This window comes from Sorangium sp. So ce295, assembly GCF_051527405.1.
GTDB classification, from domain to species: Bacteria; Myxococcota_A; Polyangia; order Polyangiales; family Polyangiaceae; genus Sorangium; species Sorangium cellulosum_B.
The window spans coordinates 7812201-7832334 of record NZ_CP150324.1 but is presented as its reverse complement, the minus strand read 5'-3'; the positions used below and the strand labels follow the sequence as shown (position 1 = coordinate 7832334).

The window sequence follows — 20134 nt, the reverse complement described above, 5'->3', positions numbered from 1 at the left end:
GATGGCCTCCGCCGCCTTCTGTTGCGCGCGGTGGCGCGAAAATTCAGGGCGTGGAGGACGCGCTCCTGGAGCGGAACGGCGGGCGGCGTGGACTCGGAGGATGTTTTTTCCCCTTCAGGGTCCGGCGCCGCGACCAGCAGAGCAGGCCGAGGGCGCCGAGCCACGCGGAGCCGGCCGCCGTGCCCGCCGGCGTCGGGTCGCCGCTCATGCTGCACCCGCTGCTGCTGTCGGGGCTGTCGGCGTCGGCGCCGGAAGAGGAGGCGCTGCCGGTGGCGGTGACACCGGTGTCGCCTGAGCTGCCAGCGCCGGAGGAAGAGCTCGCGGCGGTAGCGCTGGACGAGCCTCCACCTCCACCGCCGGCACTGGCGGACGAAGCGGAGGTGCTCGACGCGGCGTCGCCGCCGGCGCCGCCGGCGCCCGAGGAGGAGGTGGCCGAGGCAGCGGCGTCATCGCCGCCAGCGGCCCCGTCGCCCCCGCCGCTGGTTCCGCCGCTTAATTCGCCACCGATACCACTGCCAACGTCGCCGCCGCCGGCGCCTGGATTGCCACCCACGCCACTGCTGGCATCGCCGCCGCTGCCGTCCGGATGACCACCGACACCGCTGCTGGCGCTACCGCCGATACCACCGCTGGTGTCGCCGCCGCTGCTGGCACCGCCGCCGATACCACCGCTGGTGTCGCCGCCGCCTACGCCGTTGCCGGCGCCGCCACCGCCGCCGCTGGCGTCGCCGCCTCCGCCGTGGCCGCCCGCGGCCGTGCCGCCTGCACCGCCGCTGCCGCTCACGGCCCCGCCGCCTTCGCCCGTGGTGCCGCCGCCTGCGCCGTCGCTGCCGCCCCCCGCGCCAGCGCTCTCGCCCCCGCCTCCGCCGGGCACGCAGGCGCCGCTCTGGCACATCCCGGGCGACGCCGGCTGCGCTGGGACATAGAGCCACGCATGGTCGAGACGTTGATACGTCGTACCGCCGCCGGCGATCAGGATGCGGCCGTCGTGGAGCCGCTCCATCACGGCACTCTGATGCATCACGTCAAGCGCCGGCGCGGGCGTCCAGGTGTCGCTCGCTGGGTCGTAGAGCTCGGCGGCGAAGGCACCGTCGTCGGCTCCGGATGCGGACGGGAGGCCCATCACCAGGACCCTGCCATCGACGAGGAGCGCCGCGCTGGGGTACCCCCGTTGCTCGACCATCTCTCCGGTCGAGGTCCACGTGTCGCTCGCCGGATCGTAGATCTCGCCCGTCTTCATGTTGTCTCCGCCGCTTCCTCGTCCCCCGAGGACGAGCACCCGGCCGTCCAGGAGCAGCGTCGCCTCGTGTGAGCTGCGACTCCAGCGCATCGAGGCGACGCGTGTCCACGTGTTGGTCGCCGCGTCGTAGATCTCCGCGCTCATCCTCTGGGACTGCCTGTCACCGCCGGTGACGAGGACCCTGCCGTCCTGTAGCAACGTCGCCCTGGCGCGGCTTCGCGGGACGTTCATGGGCGCTGCCAGGGTCCACGTGTCCGTGACGGAGTCGTAGATCTCGACCTTTTCTCCGCCGCCGTCGACGTTGCCGTCGCCGCTGGCGACGAGCACCCGGCCGTCCGCGAGCGGCGTGACCGTCGCGTCGGTCATCTGGCGCGACACGAGGGTGGGCGCGGCCGGCGCCCAGACGCCCGTCGCAGGGTCGAATCGCACCGTCTGCGAGGGGCGCCGGAGCACGCTATTGGCGATCCCCAGGACCGTCCCGTCCGGAAGCGTTACGAGCCTCGACGGGCGCCTCGACACGTTCATCTTTTCGGGGGGCTGCCACGAGCCCGTGCTCGGGTCGTAGCGGAGCCAGACATCGTTCCACCGCGGCGGATTGCCTGTCTCGCCGTACCCGATCATGAGCAGCGTCCCATCCTGGAGCAGCGTGGCCGCAGGCAGGTTGAGGAGGACGCCCATCCGCCCCGTCGCCTGCCAGCCCTCGGCGGAGCCCGGGAAATCGCAGAGCGCACCGTCCGGCTTCGCGGACGCGGGCGCCGCGCACCCCGCCGCGGGGTCGCACACCGGCGCTTCATGGCAGTCATCGACGGGCAGGCACTCCGCGAGGCTCGACTCCACGCAGGCCCCGCCCACGCAAGCGCTGGCCGCGGAGCACACGTCGCCGTCGCTGCACGGGGTCCCGTCCGGCGCGGCCGCGCCGTCGACGCACGCGCCCGCCTCGCAAACACCCCCGACGACGCACGCGTCCGTGTCGTCGCAGGCGACGCCGGTGAGGGGGGTGCAGACGCCGTCCTGCGACGCGCCCGAGGCCGCCGCGCAGGCGTCGCAGGGCCCGGCGCAGGCCGCGTCGCAGCAGATCGAGTCCGCGCAGAAGCCGCTCCCGCAGTCGCTGTCGGCGTCGCAGCCCTCGCCGAGCGGCGAGCGCTCGCGGAAGAGCACGGCAGACGCCGTGGCGGTCGTGGCGTCGACGTAGCCGCCGGCGATCAGCACGCTGCCGTCGTTGAGCCGCGTCGAGGAATGGTAGGCGCGCGCCATGGTCACGGGCGGCGCCAGATCGAGGCTCGACCAGGAGAGGGTCGCCTCATCGAAGAGCGCCTGGGTCGCATAGAAAGGAACGAGGGACGCTGTCGAGCCCGCGGACCTGCAGGGCTCCACGCCTCCGGTCAACAGCACCTTTCCGCTCGGGAGCAGCGAGGTGCGCATCCCCTGGATACCCGAGGAGTCCTGCCCGCACGGGCTCGATGCCGGAGCATACGGTCCCGGGGTCGGCTCCCAGCGGTCGTCCTGCGGCAGGTAGAGCTGCGAGAAGGCGTGAATCTCCGGGGCCGAGCCGGCGGGGAGGGTGCCTCCCACGACCAGGACCCCGCCGCCCGGGAGCGTCGTCGCGCCGGGATACGCAAGCTCGGTCGTCGGCTTCACGGCGCCCAGCTCCCAGGTCCAGAGCTGGGTCTCCAGGTCATAGAGGCTGCAGCCGCCTCCGGCCACCATCACGCGGCCGTCCTGGAGCAGGGTCGCGCTCACAGGCTGGGGCCTGTAAGGCAGCCTCACCCACCGGTCCACGGCGTCGCAGTGCGGAAGGTCCGTCCAGCCGCGCGACTCCGGGTCGTAGATGGCTGCGTTCTGGTAATAGTGCAGCACGAACTGGCCATCGAACTCGTCGTAGACGTCTTGCCAGGCCAGGCCGACGAGCACCGGCCTGCCGCCGGCGAGCATCATCGAGGGCGCGGGGTGGGCTATCGACAGCGGCCCTGCGGGCGTCCAGGTGTCGGTCATCGGGTCGTAGATCTCGGCCGAAGACAGGGAGGTTCCCTGGGCCTGTGCGTTCATCATCCTGCCGCCGGCCACGAGGACATGGCCGTCTGGCAGCAGGATGGCCGCGTGTCCGCTGCGGGCCTGGAGGAGCGGCGCCGCGGGCGACCATGTCCCGGTCGCCGGGTCATAGATCTCGACCGCCTTGAGGCTCATCGCCTCTCTCGTCGTGTAGGGCGGTCCGTCCAGCTCCGGGTATCCCCCCGCGACGAGCACCCTGCCGTCCTTCAGCACCGTGGCCGAGTGCTCGCCCCGCGGGGTGATCATCGGCGTCGCGCTCTCCCAGGATGGCGCGCTGGCCGCCGACGCGACGCCCGCGCACAGCATGACGAACCCCCAGGCAGCGGCGCTCCCGAGCCTTCCGATCGATCTCATGTCCCGATGGCCTCCGCCGCCTTCTGTTGCTCGCGGTGGCACGAAAGTTCAGAGCGTGGAGGACACGCTCCTGGAGCGGAATGTCGGGCGGCGAGCCAGCACCGTCGCCGCCGCCGCCATGACACGGCCCGACGCCGCCAGGCACGCCGCCCGATGTGCCGTCGACACGGCAGCAAGCAGCTCATTTGGGCACGATCTCATCGTTTCACGCTGGGAAATCGCTGTTTGCGTGCGGCTTCAACCCGCTTGTCGCTCCAGGCGTGGCTGCGGCGGCTCCCGCCGCCACGTGTGCCGCGCGCTCGACCCGCGATCGACCGCAGCGCGGCGGCCCGCCCACCTGGGCCATTCGCGCCGGATCTCAGGAGGCGTTCCGGCGCGACTCGTTGTTCTTCGTCTCCGGGGGTGACGTCGCGCCGATGGAGGTCGCGGAGCCCGCCGTGACGCCGCTCGTGCTCGCGGCGGCGCGCTCGCTCGACGACGACCCCGCGCTCGTCCTCGCCTCGCCCTGCTGCTGCTCGCGGTGGAGCCGGATCTCGTTACGCACGTCGACCACGCCCGAGATCCGCTCGGCGAGCGCCTCCAGCTGGTGCTTGAAGCGACGCTCGCGGACGGTCCCGGAGAGGATGACCTCGCCGCTCTGCACCTTCACCTCGACGTCGCTCGCGTCGAGGTCCGGCTGATCGGAGATCTGGTCGCAGATATCCTCGCGGATCCGCTCGTCCGAACGCTTGTACCCCTTGGGCGGGCGACCACGCGAGCCGCTGAGCCCGCCGCCCTGTCGAACGGTCTCGAGGAAGCTGCGGCCGCCTGAGGCCTGTCCGCCGGATCCCTGTCCGCCGTAGGGCTGAGGGGAACGGCCCTGATCGCCGCCGAAGGACGACTCGTGGCCTTCGTACCCGCGTTGCTGTCCTGGCCGCTCGTTCCAGCCGCGCTCGTCGTCGGCCCACTGCCGGAGGCCGCCGCGGGCTCCGTATCCTTCGTGCTGGACCCCGCCCAGGCCTCCCTGGCGACCGAAGCCGCCCTGGCCGCCACCAGATCCACCCTGGCCACCGAATCCACCCTGGCCTCCGAGGCCGCCCTCACTGCCCTGGCCGCCGCCGAAGTGGCCCTGTCCGCCGAAGCCGCCCTGGCCAACCTGGCCGCCGAATCCACCCTGGCCAGCGAAGTGGCCCTGCCCGGCGCCATGACCGCCCTGGCTGCCACCGAAGCCACCCTGTCCGCCGAAGTGGCCCTGACCGGCGCCATGACCGCCCTGGCTGCCACCGAAGCCACCCTGTCCGCCGAGATGGCCCTGTCCGCCGAAGCGGCCCTGTCCGCCCTCATCGCCATAGACGCCCTGGCCACCGGCGAATCCACCCTGGCCGCGGCCGGATCCCTCTCCGCTGTAGCCGCCGAAGTGGCCCTGTCCACCGAAGCCGCCCTGGCCGCCACCGAAGCCGCCCTGACCGCCGCCGACTCCGCCCTGGCCGCCGCCGTAACCGCCTTGGCCGCCGCCGAAGCCGCCTTGGCCGCCGTAGCCGCCCTGGCCGCCGCCGAAGTGACCTTGGCCGCCGTGACCGCCCTGGCCGCCACCGAAGCTGCCCTGGCCGCCGCCGAAGCCGCCCTGGCCGCCGCCGAAGCCGCGCCTGGCGCCAAGATCGTCTCGACCTCCTCGCTGGAAGTCATCACGCTGGCCGCCCCAGGCCTCACGCTGGGCGTCCTCGCGCTGCCCCCAGGCGCGATCCTGTCGGCCCTCGTAGCCGCGTTCGCCGTGGCCGCGCCAGCGCGGGTCGCCCTCGCCGCCGCGCTCGCCCTCGTGGCCGCGTCCGACAGACTCTCGCTGATCGGCGCGACCGCGGAAATCATCGTGACCTCCGCGGGAAGGGCGCCGATCGTCCTGCTGGAGGACTTGCTCGTAGTTGCCACGATGCCCGTAACTAGCATCCCCGCTCGCTCCGCGCTCGCCACGATATCGCTCATCGCCTCGCTGACCCTGGGTTGGCCCAAATCGCTCGTCGTCGCGCCCGGGCCCATCGTTATGTTCCTCGTCGATCCATCCCTGACGATTCGGCATGACTCTCCGCCTTTCTTGCGAGGAGAGCGACACGGCAGCGAAACTGGGCCGCTCCTCTCCCGTGATCCAGCCGACGCTCGACCCACATTTGGGCCACATCCGGGCCACGTTCGGACCACGCACGAGCGTGCGGGAGGACAGCCGTATCGGGCCGCCTGTCGTGCGTGCCTGTCCGGCGCCGCGTGAGCTGAAGATCCAGGGCCCCGACGCCCCGGCGCGATCCGACATCGCAAGGGGTGTTCCAGGACGGCGAGGGCGGTATTTCGCTCCGTTTTCAGGGAGTTTTCGCCCCGTGAGGCCCCCTGCGAGGTGCGATGCGCCCCATGCCGGAGCGACCAAAGCGTCTCACAGAGACGTTGTGCCACAGTCACGACATCATGAATTAGGGCCTCCCCTGACCGTGGCTCGGGAGCCGACGGACGATGTCACACGGTTCTCCGTGTCACGCCGCGGCGTTTCTCACCGAGATGTTGATTCTCGGGCATCCGAGCTCGACCATGGCTATGCGGATGAGGCCGCCTTACAGTCCAGCCGATGAGCCCGCCTCATCGATCGCCGATGAGCTTCCTCGAACGCCGCACGCTCGCGGGCGCTCCACGGAAGGCGCGAGAGACAAAGCGCGAGGATCGAAAAAGCGATGCGACGAGGGGCGAGCCGCGACACGAGCCGGGAGAAGAAAGAGCAAGGCGGAAGGCGAGAAATGTGACCATCGCGGTATACCGGCCGGACGCTCGGCAGGCGGCGGCGAGATCCGCGGTTCGCGTGTTCGTGTGCGGGCGGGAGCCCGGCCCGCTCCTCGCCGAAAAACCATGCGCGCGCCGCGCGGCCGCGATTACCCTCGCGCCTTCCTCGGAGCTCCCATGCCGGCCCAGCGAAGCGTGACGAAATGGCTCGAGCGAGCCCCTGCGCCGGCGTTCACGGCCTTCGCCGTGATCGCCGCGTTCGCGACCTACTTCTGCATGTACGCCTTCCGCAAGCCGTTCGCGGTCGGCTCGTACAAGGGGATGGTCGCGCTGCCGCTGCTCCCCGCGCTCGATCTGAAGAGCCTCTACATCATCGCCCAGGTGCTCGGGTACTGCGCCTCCAAGTTCCTTGGCATCAAGATCGTCTCCGAGATGCCGCCCGAGCGGCGCGCGCTCGCCATCCTCGCGTGCATCGGGGTGAGCGAGGTCGCGCTCGTCCTGTTCGGGCTCGCGCCGGCCCCGTACGCCGCCGTCTTCCTGGTGCTGAACGGCCTGCCCCTCGGCATGGTCTGGGGGCTCGTCTTCGGCTTCCTCGAGGGGCGCCGCGTGAGCGATCTGCTCGGCGCCGGCCTCTGCGCCAGCTTCATCGTCGCGAGCGGCTTCGTGAAGACCGTCGGCAAAATCACGCTCGGCTGGGGGGTCCCGGAGGTGTGGATGCCCGCGGTGACGGGGGCCCTCTTCTTCCCGCCGCTGCTCCTCTCGGTGTGGATGCTCGCGCAGATCCCGCCGCCCTCGGTGGACGACGAGGCGCTCCGGACCCGGCGCGCGCCGATGGACCGCGCCGCGCGCCGCGCGTTCGTCCTCGCGAACGGGGGCGGGCTCGCGACCCTCGTCCTCGGCTACGTCGTCCTCACCGCCTACCGCGATTTCCGGGACAACTTCGCCCGCGAGATCTGGGACGCCCTCGGCTACACCGACCAGCCGGCCATCCTGACGACGGCCGAGATCCCCGTGGCGATCGGCGCGCTCCTCTCGGTCGCTGTGATGATCGGCATCCGCAACAACCGCGCGGCGCTCGTCGCGATCCACGGCGTCATGGTCGCGGGGGCGGCGCTCGCGGGGCTGAGCACCGCGCTCTACCAGGCGGGCGTCATCGGCCCCGTCGCCTGGATGATCAGCGTCGGGCTCGGGCTCTACGTGGGGTACGTCCCGTACAACTGCGTCCTCTTCGACCGGCTCATCGCGGCCGTGGGCTCGGTGGCGACGGCGGGATTCCTGATCACCGCGGCCGACGCCTTCGGCTACCTCGGGAGCGTGGCGCTCCTGCTCTACAAGAGCTTTGGCCAGGCGAAGCGCTCGTGGCTCGAGTTCTTCCTCGGCTTCAGCTACGCGACCGCGTTCCTCTGCGGGGCCCTCTTCGCCGCGTCCGCGGCGTACTTCTGGCTGCGCACCCGCGGCCCGTCCGCCACGGTGCGGCCCGCGGCGCTCGACGCCTGAGCGCGCCGCGCGCCACGCGCTACCAGCTGCAGGCCGCGCCGGCGAGCTATAGCGGGCGCGCGGCGCCGGCGAGGTGAGGGAAGGGCTCAGTTGATCGGCGGGATCTCGGTCTTGCAGCCGACCTGGAGCTGGACCTGCCCGCCCGCCTGGAAGCGGGTGCACGTCGCGGGGCACATCACGATCTTCGTCGGCGTGCCGCCGGTCGTGGGGTCGACGTCGTAGTACCAGCCGCCGGCGGTCGCGTCGCAGCGCGCCTCGCTGGCCACGTAGAAGATGGTCGACGGGGCGTTGCCCTCCGGCGGCGTGTGCTGGACGTTGAGAGTCCCGTAATCGAGCGTCTGCCCGGCGGACGGCGCCGGGACCTGGTACTCGCATGCGAGGCTCGTCCCGCGGATCTCGCTGAGCGCGTCGAGGAACGCCTGCGTCACGTCGGAGCTCGTGTCGATGAAGTACGCCGACGTCGTCCCGCCGCCCTCGGCGATGCGGTTCATCGTGTCCTGGGCGCCGTCGTCGTCCCTGCCGAAGACACCGATGACGAAGGTCGAGATGCTCGGCGAGCCGCTCAGCCCCTCGGCCGCGATCTCCGCGATGCCGTCGGCGGACGTGGGATTGCACTCGGTGGGCATCCCGTCGGTGGCGAGCACGGTGACGACCCTGTGGGTCGGGTTCGCCTCGGCGTGGGCTCGGGCCTGGGCGATCGCGCCGGACAGGGCGCCAGCGGTGGGCGTGCCCCCGTCGGGGAATGTCCGGTCGATCGACCCGATGAGCTCGTCGGCCCAGGCGGCGTCGAGCGGCGCGATCGAGACGGCGGGCGTCGCGTAGTCTTCGGTGACGCACGAGTACGGGTGAGCGCAGCTGCTCCGGGACACCTTGTTGCACGTGCCCGCGCGGTTGGGACAGCGCGCGCCGATGTCACTGCAGATGACGTCCGTGTTCTGGGAGCAGACGCCGATGTCGATGCACTCGTCGCCGTCCGGGCAGTCCGAGTCGGCGACGCAGACCTGGAGGCTCGTGCGGGGGTCGAACGAGCTGCGACAGGCCCGGAGCGCGCACGGCCCGCTGATGCCGCACTCCTGGTGGGTCCTGCAGCTCATGGGCTGGCCGGCGTTCAGCAGAGGGAAGTACTGGAGCCCGACGCCGAGCCCCTCCGACTTGGGGTCGGTGAAGAAGGCCTCGAGCGCGTCGGTCACGGCGCTCCACTTGGTGCCGCCCGTCGCGAGCCGATCTCTCATCGACCCCGACGAGTCGAGCATGATGTAGAGGTCGAGCGGCACGAGCTCCGCCGTCTTCGTCTCCCCGGCGCACGACGCCTCGCCGCCGGCGCCCTCGCCGGCGCCGCTGCTGGGCCCGGTGGTGATCTCGCCAGGCCCGTCGGTGCCATATCCGGTGCTCGTTGCTCCGCCTGTTCCAGATCCATTCCCCGAGCCATTCCCGGAACCATTCCCCGGGCCTGTCCCCGCGCTGGCTCCGGCACCCGCCCCGCCGGCTCCGCCGGCGGAGACCGAGCCATCGGACCCCCCGCACGCCGCGAAGATCACGCTGATCCCCGTCGCGGCGAGCGCCACCCTCGTTGACCGGTTCCTCATGAGAAGAATCGAAACACCCTGGAAGCGCTTTGTCGAGCGCGTTGACTCGAACCCTCTGTCCTCCTGTCCGCGCTCTGGCTCGGTGTGCGACGGGGTGAGACGCTTCAGGGGAGGCCAGGCGATAGCCGAGCTCACCGTGTGCTCACGGGCACAGGATTGCTCCGAAGCACAGGATTGTTCCGGCCAGCAAGGTGCTTTGGAGCACACCTCTGCTCCGGAGCTTAGGGCTCGGCCGGAGCGCAGCGTGCTTTGGAGTACAGCGGGGGCTTCCGGCGCGTGGCGCTTTGCCGGAACGCAGGGGTCGGGAGCGCCGGGGGGGGCTTCGTAGGGCGGCGCGGCGCGGGGCTCAGGGCTGCTTCTTCGGACCGACGAGGCTGCGGAGGACGGCGCGGGCGACCTCGGCCCCCGTCGCGTCGCGCAGGCTCACCGGGATATCGTACTCCCTGCGCTCGCTGGTCTCCGGGAGAGGGCACTCGCAGACCGCGCGGATCGTCCCGCGGGCCTTCTTCACGTACTCGATCGAGAGGCCCGCGACGATGAACCGGGCGTCATCGGGCAGCGCGTAGGACAGCGCCGTGTTGCCGGTGAGCTCGGCGAGGTTGACGAGCGCGACGGCGTGCACCGAGCGGAGGTGGTTGCGCAGCCCCGGCCGGTCGCGCATCGACACCTCCGCGCGGCCGCGCTCGAGGACCTCGACCTCGGCGCGGATCGTCCCCGTGTACGGGGCCATCGCGCCGATGAGCCGGCTGAACAGGCGCTTGCCCCCTGGCAGGGGGCTCAGCTTGTCCCAGACGTCGCGGATGGTGTTGCGGCGCGAGCTCGCCGCGATCGATGCGAGAGAGAAGTCGGTGAGCTTCATGCGCTGGATCCGCGGGGCGGGGGCGGCAGCCTGCCTCGAATCGCGCGCGGGCGCACCCGGAATCCCCGGCCAGCCGGTGCGTCCCGGCGCCTCTCGCGCCGCAACCTGGGCGCAGCGCGACTCATTCTCGGCATGAATTGTACTTCGGAATGATATTCGATAATCGGATGGCTCCGGAGCGCCCCGGCGCCCCGTTGTCGCGAGGATTCTGCCGGATTTCCGGCCTCCGGACGCCCGTGAGCAGCCGTCCGGGCCCCCGTCCGTCGCGCGTGGCCTGCTTCGGGCGGCAATCTCCCGTCCGTGCCCGGAACTGGACTTGTGTATGACAAGACCTCGACGTCCGGGCCAAGGCGGCCCACCCGAGAAAGAGCGCGCTTTCGAGCTTCTCTTTCGTGAGCAAACCTCCGCGCTCGTGGGGCGCTGGTTGACGGGCCTGGGGGTCCCGCTGCGCGATCGCAAGGACCTCGCGCAGGAGGTCCTGTTCGCGGCGTACCTCAGCTTCAACAAATACAACCCCGAGATCTCCCGGCCCGAGCGCTGGCTGAACAGGATCACGGTCCACACGGCCTCGCACTACCTGCAGCGGGCCCAGCACCGCTACGAAGAGCTCGTGCCCGACGAGGAGCTCCCTCCCCTCGTCGACCCCGCCAAGACCTCGGAAGAGCTGCTGATCTCGGATCAGGAGCGGCTCGTCGTGCTGGAGCTCATGCAGCAGCTCGACGCCGACGCGCACTGGATCCTGGTCGGGCACGATCTCCACAGCACCCCGATGGCGGATCTCGCGCAGCAGCGCGGCATCCCGCTGTCCACCGCGTACAAGTGGCGCGCGCGCGCCATCCGCCTGTTCCACGACATCGTCGTGAAGCGCCGGCGCGAGGACCGGAAGAGGGAGGGCTTTCGCCTCGTGCTGCCCCTCGATCTGGCTGCGCTCCTCGCCACGGCGCGGATCTCGCCGCGCGTGCCCGACGACGTCCGGGTCTCGATCCTCCGCGGCGTGCAGGAGTCGGTGGGGGCGCTCGAGGCGGGCAGCGCCGGGAAGGCCGCCGGGGGTGTCGGCCAGGCGCTGAGCGACGCCGCGACGTGGCTCAAGGGCCTCGCGAAGCTCGTCCAGCTGCCGACCCTGGGCGTCGCCGCGCCCGTCGCGGCCACGGCGGCGGCGGCCACGGGGGCGGCCTGGCTCGCGCTCCGGGCCCCGGAGCCGCCGCCTCCGCAGGAGGTGAGGCACGTCGTGCCCGCGCTCGTCGCCGCCATGCCGCCGCGCCGGCCCGCCGAGCCGCCGGCGCCGCCCGCCGAGCCGCCGGCGCCGCCCGTCGCGCCGCCGGCGGCCCCGGCGCCCGTCGAGGCGCCGCGGCAGAGCGCCCCGGCCCAGCGGCGCGCGCGCGTGCCGCCGCGCGACCGGGGGGAGCGCGCGCCGGCGCCGGTCGCCGCCGAGACGATCGAGAAGCTCAAGATCGAGATCGACGGGCCCGGCAGCAATCACGACATCGCCCTGTTCGACGCGGTCACCGAGGCGCTGCAGGCGCGCGATGCGGACCGGGCGATCGCGGCGCTCCAGCGCTACGAGCGCGAGATGCCGAACACCCTCTTCGCGTCCGAGCGCAAGGTGCTCTGGATCCGGGCGTTCGTGATCGCGAAGCGTTACCCGGAGGCGCGCGCCCTGCTCGAGGAGGTGCGGCCCGATACCGCGATCCAGCGGCAGGCGATCGAGGAGCTGGACATGATCCTGAACCCCCGGTGAGCGGGCGACCGGGCCGCCGCGCGCCCCGCGCCGCGGCGGCTCAGTCGCCGGCGTAGGTGCCGAAGCTCGCCCGGCCGCTCGTGGAGACCTGCGGGGCGGCCTGGCCCACCTGCACGACCGCGGACACGAACGCGGCGGGCTTGAGCCCCTCGTCGGGACCGGCCTCGTTGGTGATGTACTCCAGCCCGAGCCCCGCCAGGAAGCCGAACGACGTTGTGTTGCCGCCCGAGCCGAGGATGGGGATCGTCGGCGCGACGCCGACGTAGCCGAGGAGGCCGACCCGCCCCTCGCCGAGCGTCTGCACGAAGCCGCCGAGCTGCGCCGCGATCGGGAAGGCCCGGCGCTCCACCGGGTCGTAGCGGTCGATCGCGAGCGCGACGCCGACGGCGCTGAGCACGCTCCGCGTGACGAGGGGCTTCTCCACCCACGGCGCGCGGGTGACCTGCAGCGTCGCCAGCATCGCCGGGACGGTGAGGTACGCGCGGAAGCAGGTCCCCGCGGCCTCGAGCGTCTGGAAGTTGTCCTCGCCGCACAGCGGGACCGAGTGGATCGCCACCGATCCCACGAGGCGCCGGGCGCGCTCCGGCTCGCCGGGCTCGTTCGAGCGCAGCGAGCTCGCGACGCGGCCCGCGTCGGAGACGAGCACCACCTTGCCCTGCGGGCTCAGCGGATCGCTGTACACGGCCAGCCGGAGCCGCGCGTCCCCGTCGAAGTCCTCCGCGAGCGGCGGGATCGGGAACTCCGCGCTGCTCGGCGTGACGATCCACGTGCCGTTCTGGAGGAGCTCGATCGGCGTGCCGCCCCGCATCTGATCGGTGCGCGTCAGCGAGACATGGAGCGCGAGCGGCGCCACGAGCCGGTTCTTGGCCTGGCCCGTCAGCCGGATCCGGCAGTTGCCCAGCCGGAGCGGCGCCGGCGAGATGACGACCGCGCCGTGCGCGAGCGGCTGCGGCCCGGGGCGCGATGGATCCACGTCGGGCGCCCGGCGAGGCGGCGGCAGCCCGGCCGGGGGCTGGGCCTGCGCCGGAGGGGGGACCTGCGCCGCCGCGCCGGGCTGCGCCGTCGGACCGGCCTGCGCCGCCGTCGAGGGCCGCCGGCCGGCGCCTGCGCCGCCCTGGAGCCGTCCATTCGCGCCGGCAGGTCCCCGATCCCCCGGCGGGGCAGGGGACGCCCCCCGCGGCCCGGGCGGACGGGCGCTCCCGGGCGGCGGGAGGCTCCCGGCGTCGGTGCGGGGCGCGATCGGCGTGGGGCCGCAGTCGACCTTCAGGTCGTCGGCGAGCGGATCGGGGAAGAGGAGCCGCGCGGGGTTCGACTCGACGAGGTTCTCGAGCGGCGGGACGGTGACCCGGTACGTCGCGTTGACGACGTTGGCCGCCGCGGGCGCGTGGAGGTTGAAGGCGGTGACCCGGAGCCAGCCGCCGCCCGGGAAGACGCGGAGGACCTTGCCATCGGGGCGCCCGCAGCCGCCCGAGGCGACCTCGAGGACCGGCACGGTGAACGTGCGCTGGAACGGCTGCACCCGGGCGTTGCCGCAGCTGTCGACGATGGCGAGGTAGTGGAAATCGGCCATCTCCGACTGCTTCGGCCACTGCATGCCCAGCGTGAGCTCACCCGCGTCGGCCGGCGGCGGCTCGGGCCGGCCGTCGCGGCAGACGTCCACGCGATCAGGCGACAGCGGCGACAGCGGCGACGGCGCGGCGGGGGCGCCCACGGGAGACCGCGGGGCGTCGGCGACCGGGCGGTAGGCGCAGACGTGCCGGTACGAGCGGCGGCCGAGCAGCACCGGGTCGAAATCGAGCAGGCGCTGGCCGTCCTCGGTGAGCCGCCCCCACACCGTGAGCGGCAGGGGCAGCGTCGGGGTCTGGAGCTTGATCGAGCGCAGCATCTGGTCGCCGATCGGGCTCTGCCCGGGATCGCCGGTCTGCGCGGCGCAGCCGCCGCCGCTGCACAGCCAGCGGCCGCCGCGGCGCGCGGCCTCGATCGGGACCGGATCGGTGTCGCGGACGCTCATCCAGACGCGGCGCGCGTCCGGGAAGATCTCCGGCCCGCCGGCCGACGACGCGGCGCTCGCCGTGCCCGCCGGCGCGCGCACGACCTGCAGGCTGCCGCCGAAGTCGGCGGGGACGGCCATCGGCGTCGCGTCGGTCGGGCGCCTCAGGATGGCGGCCGGCTCCGGCGTCTCCTCGTCGCCGGTCTCCCCGGTGTCCGTCTCGGGATCGTCCTGCGCCGGCGCGGCGGCGGGCGCGGCGATCGCGAGCGCGAGCGCCACGGCCGACAGGAACATGGCGGATCTGCGTGCGCTCACGGCGAGCCTCCCCCTCCGGCGCCCGGCTCGGGCTCCGGCTCAGTCTCCGTTTCGGTGTCCTCTTCCGGCTCGGGCTCCGGCGTGACGGTGATGGGCTCGGAGGAGCACTCCGGGCTCGCGAGCAGGCGGGGCGTCACACGGAGCGTCGTCGTCCCCGGCGCGACGGCGATGCCCTGGATGATCGTCGCCTCGCTGTCCTCGCCGCGCAGGGTCACGGACGCCTCGCCGAGCGCGATCACCTGGTCGTCGCCGACGGTCAGGTCGACGGGGACGGCGATGCGCACGCGCTCGGCGTTGTAGGCGCTCACCTCGAACAGATCGCCGGGCGTCCCCGCGGCGACGACGCTCCGGAGGGAGCGCACGCGGAGCAGGCGCGGCTCGGGGTCGACGGTGAGCGTGGGGATCGGGTCGAGCGCCTTCTGCCCGGAGCTCACGGCGATCTTCACCTCGCCGCCGAGGTCGCTGAAGCACAGGATGAAGGGCGCGCTCTCCCCGGTCGCGCCGAGCAGCACGCGCAGGCGCGAGGTGCGCTCGCGGCAATCGGGGGCGAGCGAGAGGGCGGCCTCGCTGTGCAGCGACTCGATGATCACGGGCGCGTGCTCCACGACGCCCGGCGCGTTCAGGGGAGGCGACGCGCGGACGCGCGCCTCGCGCGCCCGGATCGCGCCCGGCCGCCAGGTGGCGCCGAGATCGTCCGGCAGGGGGCCGATCGTGCACATGAGGGGGACGTAGGTCGCGAGCACCCGGTCGCTGTCGCCGAGGCCCCCCGCGATGAGCGCGAAGTTGGTGGCGTCCTCCGGCAAGCCCGCGGGGAGGATCGTGATCGGGAGCTCCTCGGTGCGGTCGGCCCACGAGACGACGAGCCGCGCCTCGCCGGACCAGTCGCCCTCCGAGGCGGCCGTGAAGCGGGCGTAGCCCTGGGTTCCTGCGGTGCAGCGGAACGCGCCGTCCTTCACGGCGCACGAGGCGCCTGCTTCCTGGTCGTCTCCCGCGGGGTGCAGCGCGAGCGCCTCGCTCGGGACGGCGCGGACCTCGACGTAGCCGCCGTACGCCGGCTCGTTCGCCTCGGTGAGCTTGAGCGAGACCGCGGTCCGCCAGGGGCTCTGGCGGGGCAGCACCGGCTTGCCCGCCTCGTCGAGCGTGTCGGCGGCGAACAGCGGCCCGGCGACGTCGGCGCGGAGCTCGACCTGCCCGCTCCCGGCGAGGGGATAGCCGCGCTCGATGCAGGCCGGGGCGAGCGAGGCGAGGAGGAGCGTGCCGGCGGCCGCCGCGAGGAGCGGCGCGCTCAGCAGGCGTGGGCGGCGCGGGCGAGCTTTCGCGTGGAGCGCGCGAGGCGCGCGGGGGCAGGAGCGGGGCACGGCCGGCCGGGGCGCGCTCACTTCTGGTAGATCTCGGTGTACTCGGTCCCGAGCGGGTGGCGGTGCCAGGCGTAGGCGCTCTGCGGGAACCCGCTCTCGTCGGTGTAGTCGCAAGGGCCGAGCTCCCACTCGGTGTGCCAGACGCTCGCGCCCGTCGCGGCGTCGACGGACATCCCGTGGGCGGTCACGTCGCTCTCCGGCTCGGCGGGGTCGTGCACGACGCGCGTGGCCTCGTCGAGGTAGCGCTCGAGGACCGCGACGGGGATGCGCGCCACGCGCTTGCCGGGCATCGGGATGAGGAACACGTCGCTCTTGTCATCGGTGCTGGTCATGGAGCTCTCTCGTGGCGAGCAGCGGGGGGCGGCGTTCCGGGCCGCGGAGCGCCGGCTCCGTGGCCGCGGGTCGCGCCGGAGCGCGGGCTCTCGCTGGTGCTCGGCGCCATCCCTCCAACGCGGCGCCGAGCATACCCGCTTCCCGCAATGCGAGGGAGCGCTTCGCGCGGCGCTGGCACGCGGGGCCGAGGTGGTCCTGCGCTCTCGGTGGCGGAGCCGCTGCGACCGGGCCCGCCGCGGCGAGGGCAGGCCTCGCGCGACGATCGTTTTCGAGGAGGGACCTGCGCGCGGCGCGCAGCGCGCGGCGTGCTGGTGGACATCGCCTGTCCGGTGGCACCGACCACCAGCGCGATCGCGCTGTTCGACGTCATGGACATGCCCTCTCCCTCACGCGGACGCGCCCCGCGGACGCGTCGCGCGGGAGCGTTGCGCGGTGAGCATCGAACCGGGACATCGACGCAGAACGGAAGCCGCCGATGGCGGGGCGTCGGCGCCCCGTGTGGTAAGCTGCCGGCGCCGTGGCCCCTCCCGCGCTCGTCCCGGTCGCGGCCGCCTCATGCTCTCTCCGGATTGCCCGCTCGTCCTCGGTGGCCGCTACCGTCTCCTGAGCGAGATCGGCCGTGGCGGCGCGGGCGTCGTGTACATGGCCGACGACCTCGACGGAGGGGGTCAGGTCGCGGTGAAGGTCCTGCTCCGGACGCACGCGGCCGGCACGGCGGCGGCCTCCCGGTTCGAGCGCGAGATCCGGGCCATGCGGCTCCTCGACGCGCCCGGGTTCGTGCGCATGCTCGACGCCGGCTTCGCCCGCGAGCTCGACGGTGCCCCCTTCCTGGTGATGGAGCTGCTCCGGGGCCACGACCTGGAGCAGCTCGTCACCACCCAGGGCAGGCGCTCGCCCGGCGAGGTGCAGCGCTGGCTCGGCGAGGTCGCCGAGACCCTCGAGCTCGCCCACGCGCGGGGCCTCTCCCACCGCGATCTCAAGCCCGCGAACCTCTTCCTCGCGATCGGCGACGACGGGCGGGAGCGCGTGAAGATCCTCGATCTCGGCCTGGTCAAGGCGGTCGAGCCGGGCGCGCTCGGCGCGTCGGGCGGGATCACCGCCACGGGCACGGCGATCGGCACGCCCATCTACATGGCCCCCGAGCAGGCGCGCGGGCGCTCGGACCAGATCGGCCCCGCGGCGGACGTGTGGGCGATCGGCCTCATCGCCGTCCGCCTCCTGACCGGCGACATCTACTGGACTGCCAACAGCATGGCCGAGCTGATGGCGGCGCTCCTCGTGATGCGGCTCTACCCGCCGTCGACGCGCTGGCGGTGGCTCCCGCCCGCGTTCGACGCGTGGTTCTTGCGGTCGTGCGACCGCGACCCGGCCGGGCGTTTCCCTTCGGTCCGCCAGCAGAGCCTCGCGCTGCGCGCCGCGCTCGAGGGCTCCTCGGCGGCCGCCGAGCCGCCCGGCGCCGGCGGGCCGGCGTCGCGCCGGGGCGGCGTGCCCGCGGACATGCTCAGCACCGACACCATCGAGCTCGCGGGCACGGTCGAGGCCCCGCCCCAGGCGCTCCCCGGCGGCGCGCACCGCGACTCGGACCGCTTCTTGGCGCCGCCCGGCCTCCACGGCACCTCGCCGCCCGGTCTCCACGGTGCTCCGCCGCTCGGCCCCCACGGCACCTTGCCGCCCGGCGCCTCGCTGCCGCTCGGCTCCCACAGCACGCCGCCGCTCGGCACCTCGCCGCCGCCGCCCGGCTCCTCCAGCACGCCGCCGCTCGGCCTGTTCGGCTCGCCGGAGGCCGAGCGGCCGCGCCACAACCTGCCGGTCCAGCGTACGCCGTTCGTGGGCCGCGCCCGCGAGCGCGCCGAGATCGCCGCGCTCCTGCTCGAGCCCAAGGCCGGCCTGCTCACGCTCACCGGCGTCGGCGGCACCGGCAAGACCCGGCTCGCGCTCCAGGTCGCCGAGGAGCTCGTCCCCGCGTTCGCCGGCGGCGTCTGCTTCGTGCCCCTCGCGTCGCTGCGCGAGGCGGCGCTGGTGCCCTCGGCGATCGCGCAGGCGCTCTGCCTCGGCGAGGGCGGGGCGCGGCCGGATCTCGAGCGCGTTGTCCAGTTCCTCCGCGACCGCCGCCTGCTGCTCCTGCTCGACAACCTCGAGCACCTGACGGCCGCGGCGCCGGCGATCGCGCACCTCGCCGCGAGCTGCCCGCACCTCTCGCTCCTCGTGACGAGCCGCGCCGCGCTGAACCTCTCGGGCGAGCGGCGCTACGTCGTGCCGCCGCTGGAGGTGCCGGAGCCGCGCGACGTCACGGTCGACGCCGCGCTGGCCAGCTCGGCGGTGAGCCTGTTCTGCCGCCGGGCCGCCGCGATCAAGCCCGGCTTTCAGCTCGGCCCCGACAACGCCGCGGAGATCGTGGAGATCTGCGCGCGCCTCGACGGTCTGCCGCTCGCGATCGAGCTCGCCGCGTCGCGCCTCCGGGTCCTCACCCCCGCGGCGCTGCTCTCGCGCTTCGGCGACCGCGGGGCGGCCGGGCGCGCCTCCGCGCCCGCGGGCTCGTTCCGCCTGCTCACGGGCGGCGCGCGCGATCTGCCCGAGCGCCAGCAGACCATGCGCGCCGCCATCGACTGGAGCTACGGCCTCCTCGATCCGGAGGAGCAGCTCGCCTTCCGCACGCTCGCCGTGTTCGCGGGCGGCTTCTCGCTGACCATGGCGGACCAGATGTGCGCCTTCCGCGATCCGGCGCTCGACGCGCTCGGGATCCTCGAGTCGCTGATCGACAAGAGCCTCGTGCTCCAGGTCGCGGGCGAGGAGCCGCGGTTCCAGATGCTCACGATCCTCCGCGAGTACGGCCTCGATCGGCTCGTCGAGGAGGGCGCCGCCGACGCGTGCAACCGGCGCTTCGTCGAGCTCTCGCTGGAGCTCGCCGATCGCGCGGCCGAGGCGCTCGGCGGGACCGAGCAGGCCGCGTGGCTCGCGGCGCTCGATCTCGAGCACGACAACCTCCGCCTCGCCCTGGAGCTCGCGCTCGCGGGCGCCGACGCGGGCGCCGCGGTGCGCCTCGCCGCGGCGCTCTCGCGGTTCTGGTACATCCACGGGCACTACCAGGAGGGCCGCGCGTGGCTCGGCCGGGCGCTCGCGGGCGCCGGGGGCGTCGCGCCCGAGCACGTGGCGTCGGCGCTCCGGGGCGCGGGCAGGCTCGCGCTCCTCCAGTGCGACTACCGCGAGGCGCGCGCGCTCCTCGAGCGGGGCGCGACGCTCTACCGCGAGCTCGGGGACGAGGGCGGGCTCGCGTCGGTGATCCAGATCCTCGGGAGCGTCGCCCGCGAGCAGGGCGACTACGAGCGCGCGCTCACGCTGCACGGCGAGAGCCTCGCGCTGGCCACGCGCCGCGGCGACACGCTCGAGGCGGCGCGCGCGCTCGGCTACTCGGGCTTCGCGGCGTGGCTCTCGGGCGACACCGCGCGCGCGGAGGGCGCGTGCCGCCTCGCCCTGCCGGAGCTCCGCCGCGCGGGCGATCGCGAGGGGACCGCGACGGCGCTGCTCTACCTCGGCTGTGCGGCGCTCTACCGCGGGGAGCTCGGCGAGGCGGTCCGCCTCTGCGAGGAGAGCGAGGGCCTGTCGCGGCAGGTCAAATTCAAGGAGGGGATCGCCTGGACGAGCAACATCCTGGGCCTCATCGCCATCGAGCGCGGCGATCTCGCCCTCGCGGAGCGGCGCCTGCGGGCGAGCCTGCGGCTGCACCGGGAGCTCGGCGATCTCTGGCGCTCCGCGAGCGTCCTGGAGGCGCTGGCGTGCGCGGCGGTGCGGGCGGGGAAGGCGGAGCGCGGCGCGCGCCTGCTCGGCGGCGCCGCGGCGCTCCGCGAGGCCATCGGCACGCCGGTGCCGCCCATCGAGCGGCCGGCGCTCGAGGCGTGCGTCGAGGCCGCGCGCGCGGCGCTGGGGGCGGCGGTCGACGATGCGCGCTTCCTCGAGGGCCGGGGCGCCGGGCTCGACGCGACGATCGCGGCGGCGCTCTCGGAGTGAGCCCGTCCGCGTAGCGTGAGGGAACAGCTCTTCAACAGGAGTGAACGGCGCGGATCGAGCAGGATTTTGCGCCC

General features: G+C 73.6%; 11 protein-coding genes. 4 read left to right on the top strand and 7 right to left on the bottom strand.

Annotation, left to right across the window (positions count from 1 at the left end):
* Positions 1-43: 43 nt before the first annotated feature.
* Together WMF11_RS29625 and WMF11_RS29620 are read right to left on the bottom strand one after the other, a co-directional pair.
* Positions 44-3643, bottom strand: a complete 3600-nt coding sequence (locus WMF11_RS29625; RefSeq protein WP_437973085.1) for a Kelch repeat-containing protein — start codon at positions 3641-3643, stop codon at positions 44-46.
* Positions 3644-4001: 358 nt separating this feature from the next.
* Positions 4002-4355, bottom strand: coding sequence for a BON domain-containing protein (locus tag WMF11_RS29620; RefSeq protein WP_437911041.1), 354 nt, complete (start codon positions 4353-4355; stop codon positions 4002-4004).
* 171 nt (positions 4356-4526) lie between these two features.
* On the opposite strand from WMF11_RS29620, the gene WMF11_RS29615 reads away from it, so the two are divergent.
* Together WMF11_RS29615 and WMF11_RS29610 are read left to right on the top strand one after the other, a co-directional pair.
* Entirely contained in the window at positions 4527-5882 is a 1356-nt protein-coding gene (locus WMF11_RS29615; protein WP_437979426.1) for a hypothetical protein, read from the top strand.
* Between the two features lie 674 nt (positions 5883-6556).
* A complete protein-coding gene (locus tag WMF11_RS29610) occupies positions 6557-7876 on the top strand; it encodes a DUF5690 family protein (protein ID WP_437973084.1) in 1320 nt (439 codons plus the stop codon).
* Between the two features lie 86 nt (positions 7877-7962).
* Here WMF11_RS29610 and WMF11_RS29605 read toward each other — a convergent pair whose 3' ends face one another.
* Together WMF11_RS29605 and WMF11_RS29600 are read right to left on the bottom strand one after the other, a co-directional pair.
* Entirely contained in the window at positions 7963-9462 is a 1500-nt protein-coding gene (locus WMF11_RS29605; protein WP_437902607.1) for a hypothetical protein, read from the bottom strand.
* A gap of 346 nt (positions 9463-9808) precedes the next feature.
* Entirely contained in the window at positions 9809-10321 is a 513-nt protein-coding gene (locus WMF11_RS29600; RefSeq protein ID WP_437973083.1) for a hotdog fold domain-containing protein, read from the bottom strand.
* A gap of 412 nt (positions 10322-10733) precedes the next feature.
* On the opposite strand from WMF11_RS29600, the gene WMF11_RS29595 reads away from it, so the two are divergent.
* Complete coding sequence (locus tag WMF11_RS29595; protein ID WP_437973082.1) at positions 10734-12059, top strand: sigma-70 family RNA polymerase sigma factor; 1326 nt, start codon at positions 10734-10736, stop codon at positions 12057-12059.
* A 40-nt stretch (positions 12060-12099) separates the two neighbouring features.
* Here WMF11_RS29595 and WMF11_RS29590 read toward each other — a convergent pair whose 3' ends face one another.
* Genes WMF11_RS29590 through WMF11_RS29580 form a run of 3 tightly spaced genes read right to left on the bottom strand, consistent with a single transcriptional unit; the run spans position 12100 to position 16054 of the window.
* Positions 12100-14364 carry a hypothetical protein gene (locus tag WMF11_RS29590; protein ID WP_437973081.1) on the bottom strand — a complete coding sequence of 755 codons (2265 nt, stop codon included), beginning with the start codon at positions 14362-14364 and terminating at the stop codon, positions 12100-12102.
* A complete protein-coding gene (locus WMF11_RS29585) occupies positions 14361-15743 on the bottom strand; it encodes a hypothetical protein (RefSeq protein WP_437973080.1) in 1383 nt (460 codons plus the stop codon). Before WMF11_RS29585 ends, WMF11_RS29590 begins: the two co-directional genes overlap by 4 nt.
* Positions 15740-16054, bottom strand: a complete 315-nt coding sequence (locus WMF11_RS29580) for a hypothetical protein (RefSeq protein WP_437902602.1) — start codon at positions 16052-16054, stop codon at positions 15740-15742. The genes WMF11_RS29585 and WMF11_RS29580 overlap by 4 nt, the downstream gene beginning before the upstream one ends.
* 556 nt (positions 16055-16610) lie before the next feature.
* Here WMF11_RS29580 and WMF11_RS29575 point away from each other — a divergent pair.
* Positions 16611-20060: a protein kinase domain-containing protein gene (locus WMF11_RS29575; protein WP_437973079.1), complete on the top strand. Its 3450-nt coding sequence runs from the start codon at positions 16611-16613 to the stop codon at positions 20058-20060.
* Positions 20061-20134: the final 74 nt, after the last annotated feature.

What these genes read in the sequence shown, in the direction of transcription:
- WMF11_RS29625 (WP_437973085.1), bottom strand. Translation starts at nt 3,643, where the DNA reads ATGAGATCGATCGGAAGGCTCGGGAGCGCCGCTGCCTGGGGGTTCGTC.
- WMF11_RS29610 (WP_437973084.1), top strand. Translation starts at nt 6,557, where the DNA reads ATGCCGGCCCAGCGAAGCGTGACGAAATGGCTCGAGCGAGCCCCTGCG.
- WMF11_RS29605 (WP_437902607.1), bottom strand. Translation starts at nt 9,462, where the DNA reads ATGAGGAACCGGTCAACGAGGGTGGCGCTCGCCGCGACGGGGATCAGC.
- WMF11_RS29600 (WP_437973083.1), bottom strand. Translation starts at nt 10,321, where the DNA reads ATGAAGCTCACCGACTTCTCTCTCGCATCGATCGCGGCGAGCTCGCGC.
- WMF11_RS29580 (WP_437902602.1), bottom strand. Translation starts at nt 16,054, where the DNA reads ATGACCAGCACCGATGACAAGAGCGACGTGTTCCTCATCCCGATGCCC.
- WMF11_RS29575 (WP_437973079.1), top strand. Translation starts at nt 16,611, where the DNA reads ATGCTCTCTCCGGATTGCCCGCTCGTCCTCGGTGGCCGCTACCGTCTC.